This window comes from Micromonospora sp. WMMD956, assembly GCF_029626125.1.
In the GTDB taxonomy this organism is placed as follows: Bacteria; Actinomycetota; Actinomycetes; order Mycobacteriales; family Micromonosporaceae; genus Micromonospora; species Micromonospora carbonacea.
The window spans coordinates 6,610,809-6,623,279 of sequence record NZ_JARUBI010000005.1 but is presented as its reverse complement, the minus strand read 5'-3'; the positions used below and the strand labels follow the sequence as shown (position 1 = coordinate 6,623,279).

Genomic DNA, 12,471 nt, shown 5'->3' with positions numbered 1-12,471 from the left:
CGTGGCCGCCCGGCCGTCGGGTGGTCGGCCCGGCCGGCGCCGGGCCGACCCGGTCAACCCTTGCCCACCTCGCAGAACCGGCCGCCATGGAACAGCAGCGCGTCGCTGCTGTCACCCCGGCCGGTGCCGAGCACGGAGCCGAGGAAGATGGAGTGGTCGCCGCCGTCGTACACGGCCGCCAGCTTGCACTCCACCCAGGCCACGTTCCCGGACACGATCGGCGCCCCGGTGTGCGGTCCCGCCTCGCACGGCACCGTCTCGAACTCCCGCTCGTCGCGGGGCCGGCTGGAGCTGGCGAAGTAACGCGCCAGCCCCTCCTGGCCGGCGGCCAGGATCGACACCGCGAAGGAGCCCTGCGCCAGGACGGTGTCGTGCATGACCGAGCTGCGCTTCACGCACACCAGCACCATCGCCGGGTCCAGCGACACCGAGGTGAACGCGTTCGCGGTCATGCCGTGCGGCAGGTCCCGGCCCGACGTCACCACCGTCACGCCGGTGGCGAACATCCCCATCACCGCCCGCAGCTCGGCGTGGTTGGCCGCCGTCGCCGGCGGGGCCGTTTTCACCGCGCCGACGGTCGGCCGCTGGTCCGCTCTGGTCACGGCTCAGCCCTCCCCGACGCCTTCGAGGACCTTGCGCTGGCCGCCCGCGGCGGGGGTCACCGCGTAGCGCGACAGCGCCGCCCGCAGCGTGTCCGGCACCCGGGTCGGCCGGGTGTCGGTGTTCGGGCCGCGCATGCACGCGATCCGCTGCCGCCCCCGGGCCACCAGCTCCTCGAAGCCGTCGCGCAGCCGCACGTAGTCGAAGGCGAAGCCGATCTGGGTCTGGGTGAGGTCCTCCAGCCGCATCCGGATCGACAGCTCGTCGAACGCGGTGATCTCGGTGAAGAACTCGCACTCGCACTTGAGGGTGAACAGCTTCAGGTCGTCGCGGATGTCCGCCAGGACCTCCGGTGCCTGGTCCCGCAGGAACATCTCCCGGCACCGGCCCTGCCAGCGCATGTAGTTGACGTAGTAGACGTTCCCGACGAGGTTGGTCTCCTCGAAACCGACCAGGTGCCGGTACTCGTAGTAGGACTCCATGACTTCACCTGCTTCCTTCCGCCAGCATCGTGAACACCACCGGGTCGGCGACGTCGTTGAGCGTGGTGACGAAGGTGGCGATGCGCGCCGCCCCCGACCGCAGGGCCACCCAGCCCGCCGTGCCGTTCGGCTCGGCCACCAGGTCGACCCGGGCGTGGCCGTTCTTGCGCAGGCACTCCACCGCGCCCCAGACCCGGGTGGCGGCGACCGACAGGTCCTCGCCCTGCTCCCGGGCCAGCAGCGTGGCCAGGGCCAGGCCGTCGGCGCCGATCAGCCCGGCCCACTCGTCGGCGGAGCGGGCCGCGGCCAGCTCCACGTCGCAGCCCACGGCCGCCGAGGCGCCGGCCACGGCGACGGTGACGCCGGCGGCGTGCGAGGCGGAGATCCGGACGTCGCCGTCGACCTCCGGCCTGCCGTCCGGCCGGTACCGCACCGTCGTCTCCGTGCCCAGCGCCCAGCTCACCGCGCGGGCGGTCTGCCGGCGGCGGGCCTGCGTGCCGGCGGCGTCGGAGTCGTCGGGCCGCACCACGACGCGCAGCTCGTCGGGCAGGAACGCGCCGACCCGCCGCTCCAGGTACGGGCCGACCAGCGCCGGCAGCCACGGCCCCGTGCCGTCCTGCTTGCGCACGGCGTGCAGGCGCAGCCCCTGCCACCGCTCGACGAGGTTGCCGTCGGCGTCGCAGACGTCCACGTCGTAGTGGTAGGTGTCGCCCTGGCGCAGCCGCTCCACCGCGTGGATGGTGACCGTGTCCAGGGTCGCGGCGACCTTCGGGTCGGCCAGGTGCAGCCGCTCGATCGCACCCGGCAGCAGCGTCGCGTCGGGCACGCAGCACTGCAACGCGTGCATCACCGTGTCCCGGGTGCCCGGGTCGCCGAGGACCAGGTCGCCGGGGCGGTACCGGGCGAACCACGCGTCGACCGGCCGGTTGGACACCCGCGCCGTGCAGCTCTTCGCCGCCAGGTCCAGGTAGCCCAGCAGGCGCTGGAACCGCCGGCCCTGGAACAGCACCGGGCCGTACAGGTCGCGGGCCGGGTCGATCGGCAGCAGCCCCGCCGCGGCGGTGCCCGCCCGGGCCTCGACCCGCAGCGGCCGGTCCCAGCGCAGCCGGGCCCGGAAGTGGTCGGCGGCGAAGTTGGTGTCGCTGCTGCGCACCACCGCCTCGACCGTGCCGTCGGCGGCGGCGAGCACCGCGATGCGGATCGTGTTGCTGCCGGTGGGCGGCACCACGATCGGCCGCAGCAGCTCGACGTCCTCCAGCACCGGGGCCTCGGTGCGCCCGGTGAGCGCCGACGCCGCCTGCGCCATCGCCTCCATGCCCAGCACGGCGGGGAAGAGCAGGTCCCCGTCGAGCAGGTGGTCGGCCAGGTAGAGGTCATCGTCGGCGGTGAGGTCCGCGTCCACGACCAGCTCCACGCCCGGGTAGTGCACCTGCGGCCGGTCGACGAAGCGCAGCAGCGGCAGCTCGCGCCGCTCCAGCGTGACCGTCGCCAGGCCGTCGGCGCGGCCCATCACCACCAGCGCCTGCGGCGCGGCGGGGCTGGCCAGCACCTCCTTCAGCGTGGCGATGCCGGCCTCCACGGGGATCGGCGCGATGCCGTCGCGGGTGAGGGCCTCCAGCACCCCGAGCCGCTCGCCCATGCCGGCCCCGGACCACACCGACCACTCCAGGGCCAGGCACCGGATGTGCGGGTAGTCCTCGCCGACCTTGCGGGTCAGGTCGGTCATCCAGTCGTTGGCCGTGGCGTAGTGCCCCTCGCCGCGCAGCCCGGCCCGGCCGATGATGCTGCCGAAGGTGACCAGCAGCCGCAGCGTGTGCGGGTCGGTCGCGGCGAGCACGGCCTCCAGCCCGTCGATCTTCGGGGCGAGGGTCCGCCGGAACGTCGCCTCGTCGAGGTTGGCCACCGCCGTCGGCTCGTTGCGGCCGGCGCCGTGCAGCACGCCGGTCACCGGGCCGAGGACCCGCTCGATGTCGTTGACGGCCGCCTTCACCTCGTCCAGCGCGGTGATGTCCGCGCGGGCGTAGTGGAAGCGCACCCCGGCGGCGGTGAGCCGGTCGAGGTTGGCCGCCAGCTCGGCGTCGGTCGCCGGGTCGGAGCGGCCGATCAGGCCGACCGCCGCGAGGGTGTCCCGCCCCAGCGCCAGGGCGCACTCGGCGGTGATGCCCTTGCCGCCGCCGGTGACCAGCAGCACGTCCTCCACGCCCAGCCCCGGCCCGCCGTTGGGCGGCAGGGCCGCCGGCCGCAGCACGGGCACGTGCCGGTTGCCGTCGGCGTCGTAGTGGACCTCGCTGAACCCGGCGGTGGCCGCCACGTCGGCGACCACCCGGGTCACCGCGGCCGCCAGCGACTCCTCGGTGGGCTCGTCGACCAGCGGCAGGGTGACCACCGTGGTGGCGATCTCCGGGTGTTCCTGGTGCAGCGTCTTGGCCAGGCCGGCGGCGGTGCGCCGGTCACCCACCGTCACGAACCGCGCGGCGCCGCCCTGCGCCAGCGCGGCCCGGGCGGCCCGCAGCAGCACCGGGATGTGCTCGGGTTGGCCGTCGCGCGGCAGGCACAGCAGCACGCCGCCGCCCACCCGGGCCTGGTGCAGCGCCGTGCGCAGCGGCTCGGCGAGCGGGTTGTGCCCGGCGGTGAACGCCTGCCACTCCCCGTCGGCCGGGGCGCCGACGCGCGGCCCCACCTCGGTGGGCACCAGGTCGACGGCGAACGCCCGCACCCACGGGGCCACCCCGGCGATCGAGGCCTCCTGCTCGTCGCCGCCGGCCGCGTCGCCGGCGGCGTCGTCGAGGATCTGCGCGATCTCCGCCACCGTGGCGGTGGCGTAGCTGGAGGTCAGCGTCGGCGCGGCCACGTTGAGCTCCCGGGCGGCCTGGTTGACGATCTGGCCGACGGTGATCGAGCTGAGGTGCAGCTCGTCCAGCGGCCGGCTGTCCGGCCGCACGGCCTCCAGCGGCAGCTCGGCCCGCTCGGCGGCGAGCCGGCGCAGCAGCTCCAGGCTGTCGAGGGTCGCGCCGGGCCCGGACACCGCCACCGACGCGCCGTCCGGCGCGGCCGCGACGGCGGCCAGCTCCTGCGCGGTACGGGCCACCGCGAAGTCCCCGGCCGGGGCCGACTCGGCGGGGCTGGCGAAGAACCGCAGCGGCCGGCCCGGCTCCAGCGGCCGGGCGAACCGGTCCTGGAACAACGCCTCGTGGTTCACCGCCGCGCCCGCCGCGTACGCCGCCCCGACGGCGTTGAGCAGGCCGGCGAGGGAGAGGCTGTCGGTCTCCAGCGAGACCGTCGGCACCTCCGGGGCGATGTCGGCGGCCAGCCCGCGCAGCACCCGGCCCGGGCCGACCTCCAGCAGCAGGTCGGCGTCGTCGGCGAGGCGGCGCACCGCCTGGGTGAACCGCACCGGGTCCAGCACCTGCCGGCGCAGCAGCTCCGGCACGTCGGTGTCGGCCGGCAGCACGTCGCCGGTGACCGTGGAGACCATCGGCTGCGCCAGCGGCGCGAAGCTCTCGCCGCGCAGGTGCTCGGCGAACGCGACCGCCGCCGGGGCGACGGCCTCGGAGTGGAAGGCGTGCGACACCGCGATCCGGGTCCAGAACAGCCCGGCCCGCTCGGCCGCCGCGCCGACCCGCAGCACCGCGTCGACCGGGCCGGAGACCACGGTCTGCTCCGGGCTGTTGTAGCCGGCGATGACCACCGGCGTGCCGGCCAGCAGCGGCTCCACCGCCTCGGGGGCGGCGGAGATGCTGGCCATCGTGCCGTCCCCGGCGCTGGCGTCGGCCATGATCCGCCCCCGCGCCCCGGCGGTGGCGATGAGCGTCTGCTCGTCCATCGCGCCGGCCCAGTGCAGGGCGGTCAGCTCGCCGAGGCTGTGCCCGGCCGCACCGGTGGCCCGGATGCCGAGCATCGACAGCGCCCGCAGGCCCGCGACCGACGCGGTCACGATCCGCGGCTGCGCCACGGCCGTGGCCACCAGGTCCGCGCCGGGCGGCGGCTGGTGCGCCTGGTAGAGGGCGTCGATCTCCTCGAACCGGCGGCGCAGCGCGCCGCCGTCCGCCCGCCGGCCCGCGCCCTGGCCGGGGAAGAGGAACCCGATCCGGGGGGCGGGGCCCGCCGCGCCGAGGAAGACGCCGCCGGCCGCGTCGATCACCCGCTGCTCGCCCGCGTCGACCAGCTCGACCAGCCGCTCCAGGCGCTGCCGCGCCTGCTCGGGCGAGGCGACGACCACCGCCGCCCGCACCGGCCGTCCGGCCAGCTTCCCGGCCAGGGTCACCGCCAGGTCGCCCAGCTCCGCGTACGACAGGCGGCCCACCCACGGCGCCAGGTCCGACAGCCGCGAGCCCAGCTCCTGCGGGGTACGCGCGTCGAACATCAGCAGCTCGGTGTCCTGCCGGGAGCGCACCAGCGCGGTCGTCGACGCCCCGATGCGGGTGCGCCGGCCGCTCTCCGCGCTCTCGACGACCACGTGCGCGTTGATGCCGCCGAAGCCCATCGACGACACGGCCGCGCGGATCGGCTTGTCGGCCGGCCACAGCTCCGCCGTGGCGGGCACCCGCAGGGCGGGCTGCTCCACGTCGAGCACCGGGTGCGGGTCCACGTGCCCGGTGGCCGGCGGGATGACCTGCTGGCGCACGGCGAGGATCGCCTTGAGCAGCCCGGCGACCCCGGCGGCGGCCTTGGTGTGGCCGAAGTTGCCCTTCACGGTGCTGATCGCGGCGGGCGCCGCCGTCGCGTCGGCCTCCCGCCGGGCCTCGGTGAACGCGGTCAGCTCGGTGGCGTCGCCGACGGCGGTGCCGGTGCCGTGACCCTCCAGGTAGGACACCGAGTCGATGCCGAAGCCGGCCCGCTCGTACGCCCGGCGGATGGCCAGCCGGTGCCCGCTGGCCTCCGGCCGGGTGATGCCGCCCTTGCCGTCGGAGGAGTAGCCCCAGCCGGCGATGACGGCGTGCCGGCGCAGGCCGCGCGCGACCGCGTCCTCGTCGCGCATCAGCACCAGCATGCCGCAGCCCTCGCCGGGCCAGAACCCGTTGGAGTTGCGGTCGTAGACCCGCATCTCGCCGGTGGCCAGCGCGCCGGTCTTGGCGAAGCCGATCACCTCGAACGGGTCGATGCTCAGGTCCACGCCGCCGGCGACGGCGGCGTCGAGGTCGCCCCGGGCCAGGGCGTTGCAGGCGGTGGCGACCGACAGCAGCGACGACGAGCAGGCCCCGTCGACGGTGTAGCCGCCGCCCTTGAAGTCGAAGTGGTTGCAGACCCGGCCGGCGATGGTGTTGGCCAGCCCGCCGGCCAGGGTGTCCTCGTCGATCGGCGGGAACGGCGCCTTGTAGCGCGGCTCCAGCTCGTCGAGGAACGCGCCGACGGCCGCGTCGTCCCAGCCCTGCTCGCGCAGCGCCGCCCCGACGGTGCGCCGCACGTACGGCCAGCGCAGCCGCAGCAGGTTGGCCCGGCTGAACTCGCCGGTGAGGGTGTTGCCGATGACGACGCCGGTGGTGGCCAGCGGCAGCCCCTCGCCGTCGGCGAAGCCGGCGTCGGCCAGGGCCCGGGCGACGGTGTCCAGGGCCAGCCAGTGCGTCATGTCGGTGGACCGGAAGGTGCTTCCGGCGATCTTGTACTTGACCCGGTCGAACTCGAAGCCCTCGATGACGGCGGCCTTGGCCGAGTAGAACCGGTCGGGTGCGGCGGGGTCGGGGGAGTAGTAGTCCTCGGCGTTCATCCGCTCGTCGGGCAGCCGGCGGAACGCCCGGCGGCCGGTGAGCACGTTCTCCCACAGCTGGTTGGTGTCCTCCGCGTCGGGATAGCGGCAGGCGATCCCGACGACGGCTATCCGGTCGCTCACGCGATGCTCCTGGGGGTGTCGAGGGTCAGCTTGGCGGCGGCCCGGGACTTCTTGCGCATGTCCGCGATCCACCAGCCGATGCCGCGGATGCCGCAGACGACGACCACCGCGAAGAAGAGCGTGTAGACGACGTTGAACAGCATCAGGACGCCGTAGGCCATGGCCACGCCGGAGCCGAACATGAACTGGTTCATCGGCTTGACCGGGGTGGTGCCCGGGTCGGTGATCATGTAGTTGGTGAAGAGCACGAACGCCACGCCGGTCATCACGGCCAGCGCCGAGAACAGGGCCACGTCCCAGATCCAGGCCCGCAGGAACGCCTGGATGGCGAAGCCGCCGAGCCAGCCCACGATCAGCGGGACCTTGCGGGTCAGCAGCGCGTTGATCACGGTGCCGGCGGTCACGATGATGATCGGGATCATGATCCGGAAGTACGTGTTGGCGTTCTCCGTGAACTGGTACGGCGGGGCGATGGAGATCCAGGAGCCGAAGCAGACCAGCGCCATCGTGATGCCGAAGTTCGACGGGTTCATGTAGTGCCGCATCCGGCCGTAGACCGGGGCCTGGAAGACGTACTTGCCGGTCACGCCGACGATCACGGCGAACGCGATCGGCAGGAACATGTCGTTGGCGTACAGGAGCATGTTGCAGGCCAGCGCGGTGATGTGCGAGGGCAGCAGGAACTCGTACACCCGGCGGCCTCCGCCGCCGAGGAACCGGGGGGTCTCCTTCTTGGCCCGGGCCCGGATCAGCTCGAAGGTCAGCTCGGTGGCGTAGCCGGTGAGCACCGCGAAGATGGGCCACAGCCACGGCTGCTCGAAGCCGAGCAGCGTGTAGCCGAAGATGTTGAAGACGCTGATCGAGATGGCGAAATTGCGCAGCGCCAGGTAACGGCGGTCGGGCTCGGGCTTGGCCGGCGCGGGGCGGATGGGCGCCGCGGGCGCGGTGTCGATGCTGGGGGGCGGGGCGATCGTGGTCATCGGTTCGGAACCTCCTCGACGCGGTCGGTCAGCACGAGGGTGTGCGTGCCGGCGGTGAGCTGCTGGCTGGTGCGGTGCTGCTGGCCGCTGAGGTCGCGCCAACGCATGTCGACGGTGACCGGGCCGCTGCTGGCCCCCAGCCCGAAGTGGACCTCGAAGCTGCGCTTGCCGCCGTGGCCGCTGCCGCCGTCGAGCTGGGAGATCTGCTTGCGACCGTCCGGCGTGGTGACCGTGACGGTGGCGCCGTACGCCGGGGTGCAGAGCATCTGGCCCTCCGCGGCGCCGACCGCGGGCCGGTACAGCCGCAGGTTCAGGTAGTTGCCCTTGGCGGGCGCCTCGTTGGCGTAGAACGCCGGCGCGCCCCACTGCCGGGCCACGGCGAGGTCCAGCGCCCCGATGCCGCGGGTGTCGGCGGTGGCGATGCCCCGGGTGGGGATCGGCACGTCCAGGCCGACCTGCTTGGTGATGTTGGCGAACTCGCCGCTTTCGGTGCGGGCGAAGAACGCCAGCGGCTGGCTGCCGGCGATGTCGTCACCGGGCTGCATGTTCGGCCACATCGCCGGGTTGGACATCAGGTCGTCGTTCATCATGGCCATCTCCTGCAGCCACGGCCAGCGGTCGATCTTGCCCTTGACGAAGCCGAGGGTCTGCACGACCTCCAGGTCGCCGCTGTTGAGGAAGTCGCCGAACTTCACGTCCCAGCCCCAGCCGCTCCAGGCCAGGCCGAGCGGGCGGGCCTCCTGGGTGAACGGGGCGACGCCCTTGTCGAGCTTGGCGAGCATGTCGCGCTCGTCGCGGGCCTTGTTGATCCAGACGAAGTTGCTCTCCTCCAGGCCCCAGGCCGTGGTGATGTTGGAGACCATCATGTCGAAGCTGCCGTTGCGGTCGAGGTCGCCGAAGTCGATGCCCATGCCCTTGAACGAGCCGTTGCCGAGCACGAACGACTTGGGCGTGGTCGGGGTGCGTTCGCCGCGGGCGACCTTGAACTCGATGCGGCCCGGCCGGGAGACGTTGTGCAGCAGGTGGTCGTGGCCGAAGTCGTTGGCGACGTAGACGTCGGGCAGGCCCCGGCCGGTGAGGTCGGCGGCGTTGAGGCCCAGCGTCCAGCCGGTCGACGCGACGAACGGGATCGCGGCGCGCTCCGGCACGAAGGTCACCGACGGGTTGTCGCCCGAGGTCGCCGACACCCAGCGCAGGACGTGGCTGCCGCCGCCGTTGGTGGCGCTGGACAGCGTCTCGTTCATCTCGACGTTGTCCTGGCCCCGCGTGTTGAGCACGTCGGACTCGGGGAAGTAGTTGCCGATCACCACGTCCGGCTTGCCGTCGCCGTCCAGGTCGCTGACCAGCGAGGCGTTGGTGTGCCACTTCGGGCCGTGGTAGATCCCGTCGGGCGAGCTCTGCGGCAGCAGCTCCTGGCGCTGGTAGGTGGCGTTGGACACCGTGGTGGCGCTGGCCTTGTGCAGGAACAGGATCGGCACCCGGCCCCAGTAGGTGACCATGAGGTCCATCCGGCCGTCGAGGTTGTAGTCGCCCGGCACGCAGCCCATCGGCGCCATCGTGTCGTCGATCGGCAGCGGCGCCGGGTCGAGGATGAACGGCGCGAACTGGTCCTCCTTGGGCGCGGTGGGCGCGTAGGTCACGACGACCTTGTCGGTGCGCACGTCCACGAAGCAGAGGCTGTTGGCGCGGCCGTGGCCGGTCAGGTCGTTGATCGCGATGCTCGCGCCGACCGAGGAGATCCAGGCCCGGATCTTGTGGTACGAGCGGTTGACGTCGCGAATCGTTTTCTTCGGTAGCTGGTCGTAGCCGTCCGGGTAGGCGATCGACTGCTCTGTGAAGCGGTACTTCGTGGCGGCTTCGTCGGCGCCGGCGACCGACACGCGGCTGTCGATGATGAAAAAGAGCGAGGCCACGAGTAGAATCGCGACTATTCCGGGACTGAGCGAGCGTGCGCGTTGACCCAGCACGGTACGGTCTCCTTACAACAGAGCCATCGGCTTCTGCCAAAGCCGATGGCGCGAACAGGGCAGACGGCATCACCGCGGCGGTGTTCCACGGGCGGTCCCGGGGTGCTGCGCGGCAAGGGGTGGGGGAGTGTCGCCTGACGTCGGGGGCTTCGCGGCGCGACGGTCCGGCCGGCGGAAGATTGTTTCCCCGGCAATTTTCCGTCGACGCGGCGAATCTGTTTTCTGGCGTGCCTGGTTTCCTCCTGCGGCGGGCGGGAAAAGTGGATGCTCGGCGACCGGATCAGGCCAGGTTCATCGTGCGACGGTGGCGCCGGGGCGCGCTTCTTTCACATTGCTCCCGACGTTTTCGCAGGATGGGGGCGGTTTAGTTCGCGTATAGCGGACGATTTGACGCGTCGGATCCCTATTGGTCGATCTCGCCGCGTTGACCCGCTGTGTCCACCCGCCGGCGCAAGACGGCAATATGGCGACTAACTGCCGCCGGCGCGATGGCTAGCGTGGGTGGCGGCGCTGCCCGAGGCGCCGCCCGGGCGTCGTCCTGCGGGACCCCCCCGCCCGGGACCCCGGGAAGAGAGGAAGCCGCCGTGTCTGTCGAGGGATTCTGGAAGGTGGCCGTGGCCACCCCGTTCGGCGTCCGCCGCACCGAGCTGGAGCTGTTCAGCAAGGACGGTGTCCTGCAGGGCATCTCCCGCGGTGAGAAGGAGACGCTCACCCTGAACGATCTCACGCTGGAGGGCAACCGGCTGTCCTGGTACCAGTCGATCAAGAAGCCGATGCGGATGGACCTGGCCTTCGACGTGACGATCGACGGCGACGAGATGACCGGCACCGCCAAGGGCGGGCCGATGCCGGCGGCGAAGGTCAGCGGCCACCGCGAGCCGGCCGCCCAGCCCGCCTGAGCCGCCGCCCGCAGGCCGGCCGCCCCCGCCCGTCCGGCGGGGGCGGCGGGCCGCCGGCAGGACCCGGATTCGTCCTTCGGCGGCACCATCCGACCTGGATATGTATTGACTTAAGTGCATTTATCCACAATGGTCATGGGTACTCGACGCGGGAGCGACCATGACCGACTTGCCAGAGGGCACCGAGCACCACCGTTACCTGATCATCGGCGCCGGCCCGGCCGGCCTTCAGCTGAGCTACTACCTCCAGCAGGCCGGCAGCGACTACCTGACGCTGGAGCGCGCGGCCGAACCCGGCGAGTTCTTCCGCCGGTTCCCCCGCCACCGCAAGCTGATCTCCCTGAACAAGGTGCACACCACCAGCACCGACCCCGAGATCCGGCTGCGCTGGGACTGGAACTCGCTGCTGCACACCCCGGCCGACCTGCCGTTCGCCGACTACAGCCGGGAATACTTCCCCTCCGCCGACGACATGGTCCGCTACCTTGGCGACTTCGCCCGCCACCACGGCCTCGCCGTCCGCTACGACACGGCCGTCGAGCTGGTCACCAAGACCGACGACGGCTTCCTCGTGCGCGCCGGCGGCCGGCTGCTGCACGCCGACTGCGTGGTGTGGGCCGCCGGCTGGGGCCGGCCCAACATCCCCGACGTGCGCGGCATCGAGCACGCGATCGGCTACGAGGACATGTCCACCGACCCGGCCGACTACGCCGACCAGCGGGTGCTCATCCTCGGCAAGGGCAACTCGGCGTTCGAGACCGCCTCGGCGATCCTCGGGCACGCCGCCATGATCCACCTGGCCAGCCCGCGTCCGCTGCGGCTGGCCTGGAACACCAAGCACCCCGGCGACGTACGCGGCCACCACGGCGCGGTCCTGGACAGCTACCAGTTCAAGACCCTGCACTCCGTGCTCGACTGCGTCATCGACGAGATCCGCCCCGTGGGCGACAAGTACGAGGTGCGCCTGACCTACACCCACGCCGACGGCGAGACCGCCGTGATGGAGTACGAGTCGGTGCTGCGCTGCACCGGCTTCGCCATGGACACCTCGGTCTTCGCCGACAACTGCCGCCCCGGCATGGTGCCCAGCGGGCGGCTGCCCGCCACCCGTCCCGACTGGCAGTCGGTCGACGTCGACGGGCTCTACTTCGCCGGCACGCTCGCCCAGGACCGTGACTTCAAGAAGGCGTCGTCGGCGTTCATCGACGGCTTCCGCTACAACCTGCGTACGCTCACCGCCCTGCTGCGCGAGCGGTACGAGGGCGCGCCGCTGGCGTACGAGAAGGTGGCGGCCGACGCCGAGGCGCTCACCGAGGTGGTGCTGGACCGGGTCAACTGGAGCTCGGCGCTGTGGACCCAGTTCGAGTTCCTCTGCGACGTCCTCGTCGTCGACGCGGCCGCCGGCGTGGTGCGCCACTACCACGACCTGCCGGAGGACCACGCGGTCGCCCGGTTCGGCGGCGAGAGCCACTACTACACGTTCTCGCTGCGCTGGGGCCGCGACGCGTACCACGACGTGTTCGCCATCGAGCGGCACCCGCAGCCGGACCGGGCCGCCGAGAGCGCCTTCATCCACCCGGTCGTGCGCCGCTACCGGGGCGGGGAGCTGGTCGAGGAGCTGCACCTGCTGGAGGACCTGCTCGCCGAGTGGCGTCGGCAGGACCGGCACGTGCAGCCCCTGCGCGAGTTCTTCTCCGCGGACCTGGGGCGGTGAGG

7 protein-coding genes are annotated in these 12,471 nt (G+C 72.6%); 2 read left to right on the top strand and 5 right to left on the bottom strand.

The annotated features are described in order from the left end of the window. Positions 1-53: 53 nt before the first annotated feature. The 5 genes from O7628_RS28735 to O7628_RS28715 all read right to left on the bottom strand — a co-directional run bounded on the left by O7628_RS28735 (position 54) and on the right by O7628_RS28715 (position 9,856). The gene (locus O7628_RS28735; protein ID WP_176734953.1) at positions 54-512 is read right to left on the bottom strand and encodes a flavin reductase family protein; all 459 of its coding nucleotides are present in this window, start codon (positions 510-512) and stop codon (positions 54-56) included. 93 nt (positions 513-605) lie between these two features. Then, positions 606-1,082, bottom strand: a complete 477-nt coding sequence (locus O7628_RS28730) for an acyl-CoA thioesterase (RefSeq protein ID WP_074476331.1) — start codon at positions 1,080-1,082, stop codon at positions 606-608. Positions 1,083-1,086: 4 nt separating this feature from the next. After that, positions 1,087-6,909: a type I polyketide synthase gene (locus O7628_RS28725; RefSeq protein ID WP_278135361.1), complete on the bottom strand. Its 5,823-nt coding sequence runs from the start codon at positions 6,907-6,909 to the stop codon at positions 1,087-1,089. Continuing rightward, positions 6,906-7,889, bottom strand: a complete 984-nt coding sequence (locus O7628_RS28720; RefSeq protein ID WP_278135360.1) for an enediyne biosynthesis protein — start codon at positions 7,887-7,889, stop codon at positions 6,906-6,908. Before O7628_RS28720 ends, O7628_RS28725 begins: the two co-directional genes overlap by 4 nt. Then, positions 7,886-9,856: a CRTAC1 family protein gene (locus tag O7628_RS28715; protein ID WP_278135359.1), complete on the bottom strand. Its 1,971-nt coding sequence runs from the start codon at positions 9,854-9,856 to the stop codon at positions 7,886-7,888. The genes O7628_RS28720 and O7628_RS28715 overlap by 4 nt, the downstream gene beginning before the upstream one ends. 584 nt (positions 9,857-10,440) lie before the next feature. Between O7628_RS28715 and O7628_RS28710 the strand changes: the two genes are divergently transcribed. Together O7628_RS28710 and O7628_RS28705 are read left to right on the top strand one after the other, a co-directional pair. After that, positions 10,441-10,755, top strand: a complete 315-nt coding sequence (locus O7628_RS28710; protein WP_043969055.1) for a hypothetical protein — start codon at positions 10,441-10,443, stop codon at positions 10,753-10,755. A gap of 160 nt (positions 10,756-10,915) precedes the next feature. Then, positions 10,916-12,469: an NAD(P)-binding domain-containing protein gene (locus O7628_RS28705; RefSeq protein WP_178065371.1), complete on the top strand. Its 1,554-nt coding sequence runs from the start codon at positions 10,916-10,918 to the stop codon at positions 12,467-12,469. Positions 12,470-12,471: the final 2 nt, after the last annotated feature.

Excerpts from the sequence above, each read along its gene's own strand:
- O7628_RS28735 (WP_176734953.1), bottom strand. The coding sequence starts at position 512 with ATGGGGATGTTCGCCACCGGCGTGACGGTGGTGACGTCGGGCCGGGAC.
- O7628_RS28730 (WP_074476331.1), bottom strand. The coding sequence starts at position 1,082 with ATGGAGTCCTACTACGAGTACCGGCACCTGGTCGGTTTCGAGGAGACC.
- O7628_RS28720 (WP_278135360.1), bottom strand. The coding sequence starts at position 7,889 with ATGACCACGATCGCCCCGCCCCCCAGCATCGACACCGCGCCCGCGGCG.
- O7628_RS28705 (WP_178065371.1), top strand. The coding sequence starts at position 10,916 with ATGACCGACTTGCCAGAGGGCACCGAGCACCACCGTTACCTGATCATC.